Annotated in this window: 20 protein-coding genes; 8 read left to right on the forward strand and 12 right to left on the reverse strand. The window is 63.8% G+C overall.

Features of this window, described 5'->3' with window-relative positions:
* Positions 1 to 240: 240 nt before the first annotated feature.
* The 5 genes from FJV80_RS20325 to FJV80_RS20345 all read right to left on the reverse strand — a co-directional run bounded on the left by FJV80_RS20325 (position 241) and on the right by FJV80_RS20345 (position 4314).
* On the reverse strand, positions 241 to 2283 hold the full coding sequence (locus FJV80_RS20325; protein ID WP_142877246.1) for a hydantoinase/oxoprolinase family protein: 2043 nt from the start codon (positions 2281 to 2283) through the stop codon (positions 241 to 243).
* A 176-nt stretch (positions 2284 to 2459) separates the two neighbouring features.
* The gene (locus FJV80_RS20330; RefSeq protein WP_095773371.1) at positions 2460 to 2762 is read right to left on the reverse strand and encodes a cupredoxin family copper-binding protein; all 303 of its coding nucleotides are present in this window, start codon (positions 2760 to 2762) and stop codon (positions 2460 to 2462) included.
* Positions 2763 to 2820: 58 nt separating this feature from the next.
* Positions 2821 to 3447: a CDGSH iron-sulfur domain-containing protein gene (locus FJV80_RS20335; protein WP_142877247.1), complete on the reverse strand. Its 627-nt coding sequence runs from the start codon at positions 3445 to 3447 to the stop codon at positions 2821 to 2823.
* A gap of 111 nt (positions 3448 to 3558) precedes the next feature.
* Entirely contained in the window at positions 3559 to 3930 is a 372-nt protein-coding gene (locus tag FJV80_RS20340) for a hypothetical protein (RefSeq protein WP_095773373.1), read from the reverse strand.
* Positions 3931 to 4071: 141 nt separating this feature from the next.
* A complete protein-coding gene (locus tag FJV80_RS20345) occupies positions 4072 to 4314 on the reverse strand; it encodes a DUF1127 domain-containing protein (protein WP_245318143.1) in 243 nt (80 codons plus the stop codon).
* 230 nt (positions 4315 to 4544) lie between these two features.
* Between FJV80_RS20345 and FJV80_RS20350 the strand changes: the two genes are divergently transcribed.
* Complete coding sequence (locus FJV80_RS20350; RefSeq protein WP_185975235.1) at positions 4545 to 6059, forward strand: winged helix-turn-helix domain-containing protein; 1515 nt, start codon at positions 4545 to 4547, stop codon at positions 6057 to 6059.
* A 211-nt stretch (positions 6060 to 6270) separates the two neighbouring features.
* Entirely contained in the window at positions 6271 to 6480 is a 210-nt protein-coding gene (locus tag FJV80_RS20355) for a hypothetical protein (RefSeq protein WP_142877249.1), read from the forward strand.
* Positions 6481 to 7331: 851 nt separating this feature from the next.
* Here the strand turns inward: FJV80_RS20355 and FJV80_RS35155 are convergent.
* Together FJV80_RS35155 and FJV80_RS20360 are read right to left on the reverse strand one after the other, a co-directional pair.
* Positions 7332 to 7493, reverse strand: a complete 162-nt coding sequence (locus FJV80_RS35155; RefSeq protein WP_348643981.1) for a DUF6471 domain-containing protein — start codon at positions 7491 to 7493, stop codon at positions 7332 to 7334.
* The gene (locus tag FJV80_RS20360; protein ID WP_142877250.1) at positions 7494 to 7850 is read right to left on the reverse strand and encodes a hypothetical protein; all 357 of its coding nucleotides are present in this window, start codon (positions 7848 to 7850) and stop codon (positions 7494 to 7496) included.
* 44 nt (positions 7851 to 7894) lie between these two features.
* Between FJV80_RS20360 and FJV80_RS20365 the strand changes: the two genes are divergently transcribed.
* The 3 genes from FJV80_RS20365 to FJV80_RS20375 all read left to right on the forward strand — a co-directional run bounded on the left by FJV80_RS20365 (position 7895) and on the right by FJV80_RS20375 (position 8897).
* The gene (locus tag FJV80_RS20365; protein ID WP_142877251.1) at positions 7895 to 8119 is read left to right on the forward strand and encodes a hypothetical protein; all 225 of its coding nucleotides are present in this window, start codon (positions 7895 to 7897) and stop codon (positions 8117 to 8119) included.
* Positions 8120 to 8215: 96 nt separating this feature from the next.
* Positions 8216 to 8395, forward strand: coding sequence for a hypothetical protein (locus FJV80_RS20370; RefSeq protein ID WP_179295948.1), 180 nt, complete (start codon positions 8216 to 8218; stop codon positions 8393 to 8395).
* A 124-nt stretch (positions 8396 to 8519) separates the two neighbouring features.
* Entirely contained in the window at positions 8520 to 8897 is a 378-nt protein-coding gene (locus tag FJV80_RS20375) for a YkvA family protein (protein ID WP_142877252.1), read from the forward strand.
* A 94-nt stretch (positions 8898 to 8991) separates the two neighbouring features.
* Here FJV80_RS20375 and FJV80_RS20380 read toward each other — a convergent pair whose 3' ends face one another.
* A complete protein-coding gene (locus tag FJV80_RS20380) occupies positions 8992 to 9300 on the reverse strand; it encodes a UBP-type zinc finger domain-containing protein (RefSeq protein WP_095773379.1) in 309 nt (102 codons plus the stop codon).
* A 57-nt stretch (positions 9301 to 9357) separates the two neighbouring features.
* On the reverse strand, positions 9358 to 11040 hold the full coding sequence (locus FJV80_RS20385) for a cyclic nucleotide-binding domain-containing thioredoxin-disulfide reductase (RefSeq protein ID WP_142877253.1): 1683 nt from the start codon (positions 11038 to 11040) through the stop codon (positions 9358 to 9360).
* Positions 11041 to 11282: 242 nt separating this feature from the next.
* Here FJV80_RS20385 and FJV80_RS20390 point away from each other — a divergent pair, with 242 nt between their 5' ends.
* Genes FJV80_RS20390 through FJV80_RS20400 form a run of 3 tightly spaced genes read left to right on the forward strand, consistent with a single transcriptional unit; the run spans position 11283 to position 14374 of the window.
* Entirely contained in the window at positions 11283 to 12119 is an 837-nt protein-coding gene (locus tag FJV80_RS20390) for an FMN-binding protein (protein ID WP_142877254.1), read from the forward strand.
* A 24-nt stretch (positions 12120 to 12143) separates the two neighbouring features.
* Positions 12144 to 12866 (forward strand): FAD:protein FMN transferase, encoded by a 723-nt coding sequence (locus tag FJV80_RS20395; RefSeq protein WP_246689006.1) that lies wholly within the window; start codon positions 12144 to 12146, stop codon positions 12864 to 12866.
* Positions 12863 to 14374 (forward strand): RnfABCDGE type electron transport complex subunit D, encoded by a 1512-nt coding sequence (locus FJV80_RS20400; protein ID WP_142877256.1) that lies wholly within the window; start codon positions 12863 to 12865, stop codon positions 14372 to 14374. The genes FJV80_RS20395 and FJV80_RS20400 overlap by 4 nt, the downstream gene beginning before the upstream one ends.
* Positions 14375 to 14381: 7 nt before the next feature.
* Here the strand turns inward: FJV80_RS20400 and FJV80_RS20405 are convergent, their stop codons facing one another.
* The 3 genes from FJV80_RS20405 to FJV80_RS20415 are packed head-to-tail and all read right to left on the reverse strand — an operon-like array spanning position 14382 to position 16707.
* Positions 14382 to 15725 (reverse strand): HAMP domain-containing sensor histidine kinase, encoded by a 1344-nt coding sequence (locus tag FJV80_RS20405; RefSeq protein WP_142877257.1) that lies wholly within the window; start codon positions 15723 to 15725, stop codon positions 14382 to 14384.
* Positions 15725 to 16390: a response regulator transcription factor gene (locus FJV80_RS20410; protein WP_095788609.1), complete on the reverse strand. Its 666-nt coding sequence runs from the start codon at positions 16388 to 16390 to the stop codon at positions 15725 to 15727. Before FJV80_RS20410 ends, FJV80_RS20405 begins: the two co-directional genes overlap by 1 nt.
* Entirely contained in the window at positions 16390 to 16707 is a 318-nt protein-coding gene (locus FJV80_RS20415; protein ID WP_245318145.1) for a hypothetical protein, read from the reverse strand. Before FJV80_RS20415 ends, FJV80_RS20410 begins: the two co-directional genes overlap by 1 nt.
* Positions 16708 to 16824 lie beyond the last annotated feature (117 nt).

The raw sequence follows: 16824 nt of genomic DNA on the forward strand, positions 1-16824 counted from the left end.
AATTCGGCTTAAGGTGAAGGGGACCTTTAGGCAAGGTTGGCGAAGCAGCCGATCTCCCTCCTTGTGGGGGAGATACCCGGCAGGGCAGAGGGGGGCGTGAAGGATCGCAACCTTTACCCTGTGATCGATTTGAGACCGGGCCAAAAGGCTTGATTGAAAACCACTGATAGGTCGGCGGGACAGCGCCCCCCTCTGGCCTGCCGGCCATCTCCCCCACAGGTGGGGAGATCGCTCTCATCCTCACACGGCGATCCTTGGCCGTCCCGAGGCCACCGCCACCACATGCGCTTCGATGAACATGCGCTGGGCTTCCACCGTGGAAACCTTGAATTCGGTCGCGACGTCGATCTCGGCATTGTCGGTGCCGGCGTCCCGGGCGCGCCCGGCGACGATGGCCCGCACATCGGCCTCGGCGGCCGCGATCGCCGCTGCCTCGTCGAGGAAATCACGCACCGTCTCACCCGAGGCAAGCCGGAACAGCCCTTCCCTAGGCTGGCTGACCCGCGCCTCGGCCGAGACCCTGACCTGGCCGACGACGGCGCCAAGCGCGTTGGCGACATCGGTGTCCTCGGGCACCAAGCAGTCATTGCCGACCAGGGGCGCCAGGCCAGCATAGTGCAGCGGCGCCGAGGCGCCGAGGCCGATGACAGGGCGGTCGAGCGCGACGCTCAGCCGGGCGATGCCGGGATGGGCATCGACGGCACGCTGCACGAGCGCGTGTGCCACTGTCGCCGCGCCATCGAGCCCGTCCTCGGCGAAGGCGGTTTCGAGTATGTATTCGGCCGACCAGCGCGTCAGCGTCACCAGTACGCGCTCTGAGATCACCTCTGGCGACGCGGCAATGGGCTGGCCGCGGCCATCGCGCTTGCGGGCGAACAGCTCGGCGCCGAGGCGCGCGGTGGCGGCATCCCAATTGGCCTGTTTGCCCATCACATGCGCCGCGTCCGAGGGGGTGAAGCCTGAGATATGCACCAGGCCGCGCGAGACCAGCCGGTTCAAGGTGGCGTTCTGGGCATTCGACGTCAGCAGCCTGTCGAGGGCCAGCGGGGTCGCGCCGATCGCCTCGTAAAGCCGCGCTTCCGGAGCGGTCAGCCCGGCGGCAAGCCTGTCCGGCACGCCGGTGCGAACCGCGAAGCGGCCGTCCATGCGGCCGGGATTGGGCGAACGCAGCTGGCGTTCGAGCTCCGATTTGACGGCCTCGCCATGCGCCATGCCAGCCAGCGCCAGCGGCACCAGGCGGCGCGGCCCAAGCAGGATCTTTGGATTGAGCGCGCCGTCCTCCAGCGCCACTTCGGAATCGCCGCCAAGGCCGAAGGTGCGCATGGCGACCGCCTCGACCATGGTGCGGAAGCCGCCGACGGTGGCGCCTTCGGGATCCAGGCGCGGCCGGCCCTTGTCGAGCACGGCGACATCGGTGGTGGTGCCGCCAATGTCGGAGACCACGGCATTGTCGAGCCCGGTCATGTGGCGGGCGCCCACCAGACTGGCAGCCGGACCGGACAAAATGGTCTCGATCGGCCGCTGGCGGGCGAACGCCGCCGAGACCAGCGCGCCGTCGCCGCGCACCACCATCAGCGGGGCGGCGATGTCGCGGGCTTGCAAAAACCCTTCGGTCGCGGCCACCAGCCGGTCGATCATCGAAATCAGCCTGGCGTTGAGCAGCGTGGTCAGCGCCCGGCGCGGGCCGCCGAGCTTGGCCGACAGTTCATGGCTCGCGGTGACCGGCAGGCCGGTTCTGTCGCGGATCAGCTCGCGGGCGGCGATCTCGTGCGCCGGGTTGCGGGTGGCGAAATAGGCGCAGACGGCAAAGCCGGACACCGAGGCGCCGAGTTCCGGCAAGGCCTCTTCCAGTTCTGACAGATCAAGGTTGGCGGCATTGCCGTGGACATCGTGGCCGCCCAGGCAAAACACCACCGGATCGGTGCCGAGCGCCGTCTTCAGCCCGTCGCGGGCGAGGTCGGCTTCGGAAAAGCCGATCATGACGAGCGCGACGCGGCCACCCTGGCCCTCGACCAGCGCATTGGTGGCAAGCGTCGTCGACATCGAGACCAGTTTGATCGCGGCCGGATCGGTGCCGGCCTTTTCGAGCACCGCGTCGACCGCGCCGGAAATACCAACGGCGAGATCATGCCTGGTGGTCAGCGCCTTGGCCTTGGCCAGCACCTTGCCCTTGTTCGGCTCCCGCTGCGGGCCTTCGGTCTCGGACCACAGCACGGCATCGGTATAGGTGCCGCCGGTGTCGATGCCGAGGAACAGGGGTTTTGGCTTGGTCTTGGCGGTCATTGGCAGTCCGGGCGGTGGGGAATTTTGCTTCCCCGCCCTTAGCCTATCGCGGCCGGCCGATAAAGCCACGAGCGCTGGGCCAACACGCGATGACCGCAATAGGAGCCTCGATCTCCCCCTGGGAGGAGATCGGCGGCCTTGACCACAGCGCCAGGGACCCTCTGGCGAGGATGCCGCTATTTCGCCGTGACAATGCCCTTCATCGAGCTGTGGATCGCACAATGGAATGGATGTGCGCCGGCAGCCGATACCTTGACCTTGGCGCTCTTGCCGGTGGCGAGATGGCCCGTGTCGAAGGAGCCGTCGAGCGCCGTGGCGGTGTGCGTCATCGGGTCGGCATTGGTGAAAGTGATGGTATCGCCAACGGCGGCCGAGATTTTCGCCGGGTTAAATTTCATGCCCTTGATCTGGACCGCATGATTGGCGGCATAGGCGGGCATGGCAAAGGCAAGCAGAGCAAGAACGAGCATGGTGCGCATGATGGATTTCCTCCTGAGCGCGAACCCTCATCCTGCACTAACGCTGGCGAACGGCCTTTTATGCCACGAAGCCGATCTTCTTATGCGTATTGTCACAAAACGGCTTGTTGGCCGAATGGCCGCAGCGGCAGAGGAAGGTGCGTTGCGTGCGGTCGATCGTGTGGCCGGTGCCGGTGACGATCTCGACATTGCCTTCGAGCTTGAGCGGCCCGTTGGTGGTCGGCGTCACTTTCAGCGGGCCATTGCGCGCTTCGAGCGCCGGCGCGTCCTTCAGCGCCGGTTCGCCGGTGGCGGTGAAGCCGGCCTTGCTGTGGCTGCCGTCGCAGAACGGCTTGTTTTCCGACGCGCCGCAGCGGCACAGCGTGGCGCGATAGAAGGTTTCACCGTCGAGCACGATCTCGGCATGCACGGCGAGCGGGCCGTTTTCGCGCAGCCGCACGGTGTTGACCACCGGCGGCTGTTCCTGCGGCCCGCCATCCTTCCTGACATAGGTGATGGCGCCGGACGGACAGCTTTCGGCTATGGCGACGATCTTCTCGACACCGGCCGCGTCGGGATGAATCCATTGTCCCGGCGCGTTGGGCTCGAAGACATGCGGGTCGCCGAGCACGCAATTGCGCGAGTGGATGCAGCGCTTGCCGGAAAAGCCGACGTCGATCTTCCCGCCCTCGACCGTGCCTGCCATTGCCGTGCTCCTCTTGCCTGGGCCGCGTCGCGGCTGAACAGACGCGGCGCGCTTTGGGTATCGGCACAGGCTATGGCTCCCATGGGGAAAACCGTCAAGCTGGCAAACCGGTCAGGGGACGAGATTGATCTCCTCGGTCTCGCCGCCGCTGCAGGTGTAGCAGCAATCCTCGCATTTTTCCTTGTTGCCGGGGCCGACGCCCCAATAGGTGCCCTCATCGCCATCGACCCAGGCGCCGTAGCAGATCGATTCGCCCTCGTTGCAGGAGATCGGCAGCGACTTGGTCTCGCCGTCATCGAGATAGAAGTCCTTGCCGTTGCCCGGCCAGACATAGTCGCGGTCCTGGCTGTAGAGCTCGAGGCGCATGGCGTTGGGATGGCTGTTCTTGACGGCGAAGGTGACGTCGCCGGCATGGGCGGCTGGTGCAAACAGGATGGCGAGAGAAAACGCGGCGGCAAGCCGGCGCGCTGGTATGAAAGACATGGAACCCCCGATGAAGAATCGGCCCCCACGGCCGATGGGGTCATCATGCCATGACGGGGGCCGGTGCTAAAGGGGGATGACGACAATCCCTGAAATAATCGCAGGAGTTAAACGACGAACCGGCGCCATTGCGCCCTTCGCCTATCGTTGCCAGAAAGGCAGCTTGGCGATCTCTTCATCGACCTGCCGTCTGGTCAGGCCGATATCGTCGATCAGATGCGGGTTGACTTCCGAGATCCGCTTGAGATCCCAGCGAAAGCGTGTCTGTTGACGCCAGGCCGCGATGGTGTTGCGCAGGGTGGCAAGGCTGTAGCGCCGGCGCGATGCCTGCCCCATTCCCCGCCGCACTGCCCGATGGGGAGCCGATGCAAGAATATTGGTCATGACAACCTCCATATGGTTTGGCGCCCACAGGCTTGAGAATGGGCGGCCTTCGATCTGAACGAGGCTGAATTCTGCAGGATATGAAGGGCGCCGTAATTAAGCCCTGCCAAATAGTTCTCAAAAGTTCCAAACATGCCCTAACGCGTTGTTTTGGCGTCATTCCCTGAGAAAGGGCGGTGCGCTTTTTCCCGGTGAAACCGCCTCACACTTTTCCCGGAATTGCTCTATAGATGCGCCCTATGCAGGGATCGCGCTTTGCCTTTGGTCCGTTCGTGCTTGATCCGGGGGCGGGAACGCTGCTTCGGAACGACGATCCCGTTGCCGTCGGCTATCGCGGACTGAAATTGCTTGCCGCGCTCGTCGGACGGCCCGGCGAAATCCTTGAGAAAGCCGAGCTGATGGACGCGGCGTGGCCTGGGACGGCGGTCGAGGAAGGCAACCTCACCGTCCAGATCGCGCAGCTGCGCAAGCTGCTTGGTTCGCCCGCCGATGGCGGCGAATGGATATCGACGGTTCCGCGCGTCGGCTACCGCTTCACGGGCGCCATCGAACAGCTTGATCGCGTGAAGCGAAAACCCTTGCCGCTGCCGGACAAACCATCGATAGCGGTGCTGCCTTTCGTCAATCTCAGCAACGACCCCGAGCAGGAGGCCTTCGCCGACGGGTTGACCGAAGATTTGATCACCGACCTGTCCAGGGCCCCGGGCCTGTTCGTCATCGCGCGCAACTCGACCTTTGCCTACAAGGGCAAGGCGATGGACGTGCGCGCGATCGCCGAGGAACTTGGCGTGCGCTACCTCCTGGAAGGCAGCGCCAGACGCGCCGCGGGGCGCGTGCGCATCAACGCCCAGCTGGTCGACGCGATAAGCGGCGAGCATTTGTGGGCCGAACGCTTCGATCGCGGCCTGGACGATATCTTTGCCGTTCAGGACGAGGCCACGGCCAAGATCGTGGAGGCGCTGCTCGGACGGCTGCGGGCGCCGCCGCCACGCAACCGGCCGACAAATCTCGAGGCGTACGATCTGTGCGTGCGGGCGCGCAAGCTGATCGACGAATCACCGCAGACGGCACGGGAAGCGCATCTGTTGCTGACGCGCGCGGTGTCCCTCGATCCGGACTACGCCGAGGCCCATCGCTGGCTTGCCATGAACCACTGGATGGGATGGGTGCATTGGGGCGAGCCGGTCGAACCCAACCGTCGCATAGCGCTGGAACTGGCGCGCAAGGCGGTGGCGATCGATCCCAACGATGCCGGCTGCCGTTGGGTGCTCGGCAATCTGCTCGCCTATGAGCACAGTTTCGAAGAGTCGGATGCCGAATTCACCAAAGCGTTCGAACTCGACCCGAACGAGGCCGACGCCTGGGCGACCTTGTCCGACATCGCGGTGCTGGCCGGAAAGGTCGAGGAAGGCCTCGAGCATATCCGCAAGGCGTTCCGGCTCAATCCCTATCCGGCAAGCTGGTACTATCTGACGCTCGGCGAGGCGCAATATGCGGCGCGCGACTACGAAGCCGCCGTCGAGACCTTGCGTCGGGAAGAGACCTACCGGACGAGCTCACGCCGCTTCCTGGCGGCGAGCCTGGCGCAACTCGGCCGGCTCGACGAGGCGCGCGCCGAGGTCGAATTGTTCCTCATCGGCAACCCGCATTTCACGACCAGTTACTGGGTGTGGACGGAGCCATTCCGCGATACCGCAATGCGCGATCATTTCGTCGATGGTTTTCGCAAGGCCGGTCTTCCCTAAAGCGCTCACACTTTTCTTCGTCGCGAAAACTGGCTATTAATTTGCGATGTGCGATGCGCCTACATATATTGAAAAACGTGGAATTGACGTCCTAATGACGTCCGCGTACGATGTTGCGCATACGAAGCAGCGATAACCGACGATAACCAAATCGGAACGATTCCGTGCGCAGGCTGTTAATTGCATGCGTCATTCATAGGAGATTCGCGAAATGAATACGTTCATTCGTCGCGATAAAATCGTCAATGAATTGAGGCGAGAATCCAGGGGTTCGTTCGTCACCCTTTATCGTGCGCTTGTCGAGGCAGCCGGTGACACATCGGCCAAGCATAACGGCGATACGACTCTAAGCGAAGACGCGGTTAAGAGTCGTATCCGTGCGATTGTCAAGGAGCGAAACCCGGCCAAGGAAGCCGGTTGATCTGTGTCGCTTAGCGCATCGACACTTGCGCTTTTCATATTGCTGGTACCGGGATTGATATTCCGGTACGCCGTCTACGAAGGGTCTCCAGTTCGGAGGCCCTTTTTCGCAGGCGGCACGATCTATTCCTCCATCGCCGTGCTATTGTATTCGATAGTCGTTTTCATAATTTTTTGGTCCGTAATTGCACTGGCTATTGGCTTTTTAAACCTCTTTCATACGTACCAAATTCCGTTTGGAGTCGTCGAATTTAACGGCAATATGTATGTCTTCGATCACTCCATTCTGCCTCCTCATAGCAGGCGTTTCGAACTGATAAACTTTCTTTTCAGCTATCCAATCTGTTCGGCGCTCGTGTTTTTGGGGATCAGTATATGCGCCTTGGTATCTGCCTACTGCGTCCAGTGGCTATCCCGTAGATCCAAAATAATAGGGCGCTTGATGTACGGGTCGCTCGCGCCGTTTATATCCAAAATTCAAGAGCCCCTGCTTACGTGCTTCGTGCTGACGAAGGTAATCAACAACAATCAGCGCCTTATGTACGCTGGGCTCCCCAAGGAGATCAGCCTTGGGGACGGGAATAATATCGATCATTTGATATTGGAAGATCCAGTCAAATTCTATCTGCGGCTGAACAAAGAAATCCCGACGACCACATTCGGTAAAGCACGAGCCATGTCTACTCAAGCATTTAGCCAGGGTCACATATTCGTGCGTTCATCTGAAATCGAGAACATTCATTTCGAGGCGTTTTACTTTCCGGATGAACCCGGGTCACCCCGGAAACGCATACTATTTATCGTTGGTGTGGTCGGATTCATTATCGGGGGCATTGTTGGCACTCTATGGGCTTAGGTTTCTAAGCTCACCTGTCTTACGCCGATCACGTCCAAGCACATCATAAAGAAGGCGGCGGTAAAGCTGCCGCGACTTATCTTGTTCGCAAGATTGCGCTCTGTGTCGTGGGCGCCGTGCCGCAATTTCCCGGAATTGCTCTGGTGATGCCCGGCCAATCACGGCACCAGGTCGATCGTCTCGGTCGTGTGTTCCACGCAGATGAAGCAGCAGGTGTCGCAAGGCTGGTCGTTGTCAGGCCCGACGCCGGCCAAGATCTTGTCATTGCCGTCGACCCAGGCACCATAGCAGATGCGCTCACCCTGATTGCAGGACAGCGGCACCGATTTCTGGGATTTCGGGTCGATCAGGAACACCTTGCCGTTGCCGGGCCAGACCGTCTCGCGGTCGCGGCTGAACAATTCGACCGCAACCGCTTCCTTGCGCAGGTTCTTGACGAAGAAGGCCATGTCGGCGGCCTCGGCCGAATTGGCGCAGACCAGCGCCGCGAGCACGGCCACACGAAACAGCGTCACGGTCGGACCTCCCGAATCACCGCCGCAGAATCGCATGGCCGCCCATGCCTGTCGCTGGCTTTTGGAACTATTTCACGGAAGGACCTTCCGCCGCGACCTGCCGCCCAGCCGCGCTGGCCGGCCGGCTCGACGAGGCGCGCGGCTTTGCCGCCGCGATCCGCAGGACATTGCCGGACCACCGCGCCGACGATTTCATCGGCACGTTCCGCTTCGATGCGGACGCCGAGGCGCTGTCCCGGCAAGGCGCAAGGCGCATCGGGCTCAGCTGATTTCGCGCTTGCAGCCCCGTTAACGAAGTCGGAAGGAGTTGCTTAACAGTTCGCCTCTATGTGACCCCTCGGGGGGTCCATGGCAAAGTGAGTATGATGAGCGACAGCCCCGACAAGCGCAGCAACGAATGGCGCGCCATTCTTCATATACAGGCTCGTGTCGCCGTCCTGTTCGTTCCGGTGGTGGCCAGCCTGCTGCTCATAGCCGCGCTTGCCGGCAACGAACGCAGATCCGTTCCCGATGTCGACCGGACGGTCACCGGGTCGGTGCGATAGGCGGCACAACAGCCGGCCGCGAACCCGTGTTGGGCGGACGTGCATGTCGAGGGCCGCCAACCATCCTGCGAGGCGCTCAGCGTGCGCTATTGGGCGCGTCATCCTTTGGCGCTAAGGTCATCCAATGGCAACATTGAGCGAATGGGCCCGGGCGATCAAGCGCGACGTGCATGCGCTCTACCTTGCCGCGCGCGATCCGCGAACGCCGTGGCACGCCAAGGCGCTTGCCCTGTGCGTCGCGGGCTACGCCTTGTCACCAATCGACCTGATTCCCGATTTCATCCCCGTGGTTGGATACCTCGACGATGCGATCCTGGTGCCCTTGGGCATCCTTGCCGTGGTCAAGATGATACCGCCCGAGGTCATGGCAGAACACAGGCAGGCCGCCTCCCTTGCCGTCGACAGGCCGGTGAGCCGCGGCGCGGCGCTGATCATCGCCTGTATCTGGGTTGCTTCGGTGGCGCTGGCGGGATGGCTGGGGTATCGGTACTTCGTAGGCTGATCCTGAAGCCGAGTCCCGTCGCCTGGAAACAGCCCGATCGCGTTCGCGAACGCGTCCTTGAGCAGCGCCCGGCCCGGCTGCGTGGCACGGCGCCTCAATAAAAGCGCGGGATCGGACCGTTCTGCGGCGTCGTGCGGTCGCCAAGGTCGAGAAAGACCTCGTCGACATAGCACCAGCCCCAGCCTTCCGGCGGATCATAGCCCTCGATGACGGGATGGCTGGTGGCGTGAAAATGTTTGGTTGCGTGGCGGTTGGGCGAGTCGTCGCAGCAGCCGACATGGCCGCAGGTGCGGCAGAGCCGCAGATGCACCCACCACGAGCCGCTCTTCAGGCATTCTTCGCAGCCGAGCGCGCTCGGCGTCACATCCTTGATCCCGGCCGCATGCCTGCATTCGTCCGCCATCACTCTCTCCTGAACTATCTCTTCGTTGAAGCTTTTCCGAAAACCGACTTTTCGGGATCATGTTTTGAGGCGTGACGGCGGGCTGCCGTCCCGCGCGAGATAGGCATGCAAGGCGGCGACCACCTGGGCGCCCTCGCCGACGGCGGCCGCGACGCGCTTGACCGAGCCGCAACGCACATCGCCGATGGCAAATACGCCGCTGCGGCTGGTTTCCATCAGGCCATGTTGCGGTCCGAGTTCCGATCCGGTGCGGATGAAGCCCTTGGCATCCAGCGCCACATTGCATTGCGCCAGCCAGTCGGTGTTCGGGTCGGCGCCGATGAACAGGAAAAGGTGGCGGATCGGGCGTGTCGTCTCTTCGCCGCTGACGCGGTTGCGCCAGCGGACAGTGGCAAGATTGCCCTCCTCGCCCTCCAGCGCCTCGATTTCGGTCTCGGTCAGCACCTCGATGTTCGACTGCGCCTTGATGCGCTCGACCAGGTAACGCGACATCGAGGCATCGAGGCTGCCGCCGCGCGCCAGCAGCGCCACCTTGCGCGCATGGCTGGCCAGATAGACCGCCGCCTGCCCGGCCGAATTGCCGGCGCCGACCAGCGCGACCTCCTGCCCGGCGCAAAGCCGGCCTTCGATCGGCGAGGCCCAATAGTGCACGGACGTGCCCTCGAACTGCGACAAATTGGCGACGTCGAGGCGGCGATAGCGCGCGCCGCTGGCGATCACCACGCTGCGCGTGCGCACCGTTTCGCCGTCGCCGACATCGAGCAGGTAGCCGGCGCCCGAATTGTCGGTCGCCGCGCTCAAAAGCTTCGCTTCGTCGGGAATCACCATTTCGACGCCGAATTTCTGCGCCTGATTGTAGGCGCGCGCCATCAGCGCCATGCCGGTGATGCCGGTGGGGAAGCCGAGATAGTTCTCGATGCGCGAGGAGGCGCCAGCCTGCCCGCCGAAGGCCCGGCAATCGAGCACGATGGTCGACAGCCCTTCGGAAGCCGCATAGACCGCCGCCGCCAGCCCCGCCGGCCCGGCGCCGACGATGGCGACATCATACAGCGTATCGGCATCGATCGGCCTGAGCAGGCCGATGCAGCGGGCGAGGTCTTTCTCGCTCGGATTCATCAGCAGCCTGCCGTTCGGGCACAACACGACGGGCAAATGGTGCGGATCGACATCGAAGCGCTCGACCAGGGTTTTGGCGCACGGGTCGCTGCCGGAATCGAGCACGCGGTGCGGCTGGCCGCTACGGGCCAGGAAGCCCTGCAGCCGCAGCACGTCGACGTTGCCGAGCGGTCCGATGATGATCGGCCCGCTGGTGGCGCTTTCCAGGAGCCCGACGCGGCGCAGGATCAGCGCCCGCATGATGCGCTCGCCGAGATTGGCCTCCTGCACCATCAGGTCGCGCACCCGCCGCGAGGGAATGACGAAGGCCTCGACCGGCTCGGCGGCCTCGGCATTGACCAATGAGGGACGGGCCGAAAGCTGCGCCAGCTCGCCGACGAAACTGCCCGGGCCATGGCTGACGATCGTCTCGCGCCGGCCAAGACCATCCTGGATGATATCAACCTTGCCCGACAGCACGACGATCAGGCCGGGCGCGACATCGCCAGCCTTGATGATGTGCTCGCCGGCCGCATAGGCGCTGGCCTCGCCGAAACGGCGCATGTGGTCGATGTCCGCCTCGCTCAGCGTGGGAAATGCCTGGTCGCGCCGGGCGCCGAAGATTGCAGTGCTGGATTGAGACATGCCGCAAGCGTAGCGAAGCCGCGACCCGGTTTGAAGTGGTTTGTTCGGCGCCTAGCCGCGAGGGCAGGTTTGGTTGACGGCCGTCGTCCCATTCGTGCCGGGATGACGACCGGAGGTTCAAGGATCGGTGCTGTCGACGGTGTCCGCGCCTGACAGCCAATTGTCAGCTGGATCGTGAGACATTGTTTGCGAATTGCCGCGAAGTCGATTCGCCGGCACGGGATTGAAGGTGAAACGAGCCAATGAAACAGATTGCCCTGTCGCTTTTCGTGATCGCGTCTTCGGGCGCCTATGTCTGGGACCAGGCAGGCAAGGGTCCTGCCGGCGACATGATCGACACGGCGGGTTCCGCCAATGCCGCCGAGGACAGTGTGGCGCAGCCCCCTGCTCCGGCCAGCCCCGTTCAAACTGATCCCACTCCAGCGCCTCCACCGCCATCGCCCGGGATCCGCCAGCAGAGTGCGCGGCTCGATCCTCCCGCGACCACGCCGACATCGGTCGGCGGCGAAACCACCGCCGCGATCTCCGCGCCCGCGCCAAGGCAGCAGCAGGCGACCAAGCCGCCGCTCTCAGCCAGCTCTCCGCAGCTTTCTCAAGCGCCCGCAGCCCAGCCAAAACAGGCGCCAGCTCAACGTATCGCCGATGCCGCGCCGCGGACGGCGTCCTTCACCATAACCCCGGCCGTCTATATCCCGATTCCGCAGCCGAGGCCGGATTATCCGCAAGCACACGCCCGGGTCTTCAAGACCGCCATGAAGCTGGCTGTAAGCCCGGGCACCAAGCCGGCGGGGCACGGCTTTGCCGACGGTATCTACACCGGTCCTGCCGCCGATGCCTATTACGGCCTCATCCAGATTCAGGCTTCGATCCAGGGCGGCCGCCTCACGGCGCTCAAGGTGCTGAAATACCCGAATGACCGCCGCACCTCGATCAGCATCAACAGGCAGGCGCTGCCGATGCTGCGTGACGAGGCGATCCGTGCGCAGAGCGCCGATGTCGACATCATTTCGGGCGCCACGCTTACCAGCAAGGCCTTCATCCAGTCGCTTGGCGGCGCCTTGAAGAAGGCATCGTCCTGATCCATGCGCGATACGAGGATCTTGATGGGCATGCCCATCACCGTCGACATCGCCGGTGCCTCGGGCTCCACACTTGTCGACACGGTCTTCGATTATTTCGAGCACATCGACCGCCGCTTCAGCACCTACCGGACCGACAGCGAGATTTCGGCCATCAACCGGGATGATCTTCCGATCCGCGACTGGAGCGCCGAAATGGCGGAAGTGATGGCGCTTGCCGCACAGACGAAAAACCAGACGGACGGGTATTTCGACATCCGCAAGCCCGACGGATCGCTGGACCCGTCCGGCATCGTCAAGGGCTGGGCCATCCGCAATGCCGCCGGGATCGTTCGCCGGGCCGGCATCGGCGATTTCTTCATCGAGGCGGGCGGCGACATCCAGTCCTGCGGCCGAAATGCTTCGGGTCTCGACTGGAGCGTCGGCATCCGCAATCCCTTCAATGCCGAAGAGATCATCAAGATCGTCTATCCGCGAGGACACGGCGTCGCCACCTCCGGCACCTATGTGCGCGGGCAGCACATCTACAATCCGCTCGGGGCCGGCGATCCGATCACCGAAATCGTCAGCCTGACCGTCATCGGCTCGGATGTGTTCGAGGCCGACCGTTTCGCCACCGCCGCCTTCGCCATGGGCCGGCGGGGCATTCTCTTCCTCGAACAGGCGCCTGGCCTCGAAGGCTACGTCGTCGACAGCAACCGTCGGGCCACGCCGACGAGCGGCTTCGGAGCTTTTTGCCAGCCATGATCAAGACCATCGACCGGCTTCTCGACCATCAGACCATGTACCGGCTGGTCCTCTATTACCTGATCGCCCTGCTGGGCACGGCCGTCGTGCTCGGCTTCCTCAAGCTGGTGCCGCATGATCCGGTCATGCTCGCCTTCACGACGGGGCTGATGCTGGCCGCCTGCTGGGTCACCAACAGGGTCTTTGCGGCCGTCTTCAAGGTTCCGGCCAACACCGAGTCGGTCTACATCACCGCCCTCATCCTGGCGCTCATCCTCGATCCGGTGGCCGCCACGGACCTCAAGGGGATATGCGCGGTGGTGTTCGCCTGCGTCTGGGCGATTTCATCCAAGTTCATCCTCGCCATCGGCGGGAAACACCTGTTCAATCCCGCGGCGCTGGGCGTGGCGCTGACCGCGCTGCTGCTCGACCAGCCGGCCAGCTGGTGGGTCGGCGGCAATCTGCCATTGCTTCCCGTCGTGCTTGTCGGCGGCCTCCTCATGGTGCGCAAGCTGCGCCGGCTCGATCTGGTCGCCACCTTCGGTGTCGTCGCGCTGACGACAATCCTGGCAACCACCGAGCCGTCGCAGTACGCCGCCGCGCTGACGGAGACGCTGGGCTCGTCGCCGCTGCTGTTCTTCGCCTTCGTGATGCTGACCGAGCCGCTGACGGCGCCGACCACACGGTGGCCGCGCCTCGCCTTCGCCGCCATCGTCGGCTTCCTGTTCGCGCCAAACATCCATGTCGGCTCGTTCTATTTCACGCCGGAACTGGCGCTTCTGACCGGCAATCTGTTTGCCTACGCGGTGAGCCCAAGGGGACGCTTCGTGTTGACGCTCGAGCGCATCGAGCAATCGGCGGTCGACAGCTATGATTTCATCTTCAGGTCACCGCGAAAGCTTGCCTTCCAGGCTGGACAGTATCTGGAATGGACACTTGGGCTCGACCGATCGGACAGTCGCGGCAACCGCCGCTATTTCACGGTGGCGTCGGCGCCCACGGAGCAATCCATACGGCTCGGGGTCAAGTTCTACCCGCAATCGAGCGCCTTCAAGCAAATGCTGGGCACAATGAAGCCGGGGAGCACGATCCACGCCTCCCAACTGGCCGGAGACTTCACATTGCCGGCCAATCGCCAAACCAAGGTTGCCTTCCTAGCCGGCGGCATCGGCATCACGCCATTCCGCTCGATGCTGCAATATCTCATCGACAGCCGTGAAAGGCGGCCGATCGTCGTCCTCTACGGGGCCGAGACCCAGCAGGACATCGCCTATCGCGATGTGCTCGGCGCGGCGAGACGGGAACTGGGCATAAGGACGGTGCTTGCCGTGGCCCGGGGGGCCGAGCGGGGCCAGTATCCAGGCTATATCGACGCGCGCCTGGTGCGCCTGGCCATCCCCGATTATCTGGAGCGGACCTTCTACATTTCCGGCCCCCAGGCCATGGTCAAGGCGCTGCGCGACACGTTGCTGGGCATGGGCGTTCGCCGCTCGAAGATAAAGGTCGACTATTTCCCCGGCTTTGCCTGAGCGTCGATCAACCCTGTCGGGGCAGGGTGATGGTCACGACCAGGCCGGGGTCGGCGTTGCTCATCGTCAGCCGTCCGCCATAGGCTTCGACAATGTCCGCAACGATGGCCAGGCCCAGCCCGCTGCTGCCGCCCTTGCTGTCCAATTGCACCCCGCGTGACAGGGCGGATTCCCGGTCCGCGTCGGGGATACCCGGGCCGTCGTCGGCGACGGCGATGGACACGTCGCCGCCGGTTGCCCACGCCTTGACCCGGACCGAGGATCTTGCGAAGCGCGCCGCGTTCTCCACCAGATTGCCGAGGATTTCCGAAAGGTCGCCCTCGTCGACCGGCGCCATGAAATCCTCCGCGGCGTCGATCCGGAACGAGAGCTGCTTGCCGCCCGGCGTGCGCTTGATGACGGCGATGACGCCGGCCGCGGCTTCCCTGACGCGGCACGATGCCTTGCCGGAAACGCCGGGCGCCAAACGGGCGCGCGCGAGTTCGCGCTCGACATGACGTCGGATCGCTCCAGCGCTCTTCTCGATCTCGTCGGCCAGCTCGGTCTCGCCCTTGCCGCGCAGGGCCCGGATGTCGGCCGACAGCACCTGCAGTGGCGTCTTGAGGCCATGCGCCAGGTCGGTGGCGCGCGACCGGGCGCGTGCAAGGGCCTTCTCCTGCGCATCGAGGAGGCGGTTGATTTCGTCGGCGAGCGGCTGCACTTCGCTCGGCGCCGCCACGTCCAGTCGTGCCGTCCGCTGCGCGATCACGTTTCGAACGGCGTCCCGCAGGCTTTCCAGCGGCGCGAGGCCAACGGTGATCTGGACGAAAAAAGCCACCATGAGGGCGGCGGCGAGCAGGATGAGCGCCGGGATGAGATCGCGTACATATTCGCGCACCGACACTGTGACGCTGCCATGATCTTCCGCCACGATGGCGCGAAACGACCGGCCGTCGGCATCGGTTATAGTGCGCACGACGGCTACGGTGAGTTCGTCGCCAGGCCCCTTGAGCTCCTCGATCGTTCTCAGTTCGCCGCTGGCGCCTTGGTCGGGCAATGCAAGCTTTGCGTCCCATAACGAACGCGAGCGAACCAGGCTATGGCTGGCCAGGTCTTCCACCTGCCAGTAATGACCCGACAGCGGATTGGTGAAGCGCGGGTCGGTCAGGCCCGGGGCGACCGAAAGCTGGCCGTTGGCCGCGAAGCTGGTCGCGCCGATCAGTTCATTGAGATCGGCGGTCAGTTCGCCGACGATACGCCTCTCGACATTCAGCTCGAACAGATAGCGCAGCCCGACCCCGGCAATGGCAAGGGCGACGAGGATCGAAATGGTGGCCGCCGACCAGAGCCTGAAGCGGATCGAATTGCCCATCAGGACGGCTCGTCGGGGACGAAATATCCGAACCCGCGCCGAGTCTCGATGACGTCGTTGCCGAGCTTGCGGCGCAGGCGCGCGACAATGACCTCGATTGTGTTCGGATCGCGATCATTGCCGGAATCGTAGAGATGCTCGGCGAGTTCGGTCGGCGCCACCACGCGCCCGGCATGATGCATCAGGAACGCCATCAGCCGGTATTCCAGCGGCGACAATGCGACGGCAACGCCGCGCAGCGAGATGCGCATCTGGCGCGTGTCGAGGAGCAGCGGTCCGGATTTCAGCACCGGTGCCGCCTGGCCTGTCGAACGGCGAAGGATCGCGCGCAGCCGCGCCAGCAGCTCGTCCATTTCGAACGGCTTGGGCAGATAGTCGTCGGCGCCCGCATTGATGCCTTCGACGCGCTCGGTCCAGAGGCCCCGTGCCGTCAGGATCAGGACGGGAAAGCGGCGCATGTTGGCCCGCCAGCGCTTCAGCACGGTCAGGCCATCGAGTTTCGGCAATCCGAGATCGAGGATCGCCGCGTCGTAATTCTCGACGTCGCCCGCGAACCAGGCGGCCTCTCCGTCGCGCACGGTATCGACGGCCATCCCCGCGGCCTTGAGCACCGCCGCGATGTCGCTGGCGATGCGCGGCTCGTCTTCGGCAAGCAGTATCTTCATCAATCACCGCCCCTGCCGCGCATCAGCACGCCGGCGCCGGCATCGACATCAACGATCCTGCGGCGTCCGTCAGGGGCGACGACCTGGAAGCGATAGACCCAGCGGTCGCCGATCCGGATGAAATCGACGGCCACGATGTCGCCGGGAGCATCGGCGTGAACCACGCCAAGGATATTGGCCAGGCCCTTTATTTCGCCACGCTCGTAAAGGTCCCGCGCCCGGTCGTGATCGCCATCGTCATCCTCGTCCGCGCGGGCGTGGACCGGTCGAAGCAGGACAAGCCCGACCAGGCTCGCCGTCGCCAGATGTTTCAGCATCGGTTTCATCCGAGGGCCATGCAGCAGACCTTGTGTTTCAATCCGGTTCGTCACCTGGCCTTGTCTCCCGGCCCGCAAACACGGCAAAGGGCATCGCTTGACGACGTTTGCCTCGCA

Source organism: Mesorhizobium sp. WSM4310 (assembly GCF_007003935.1).
In the GTDB taxonomy this organism is placed as follows: domain Bacteria; phylum Pseudomonadota; class Alphaproteobacteria; order Rhizobiales; family Rhizobiaceae; genus Mesorhizobium.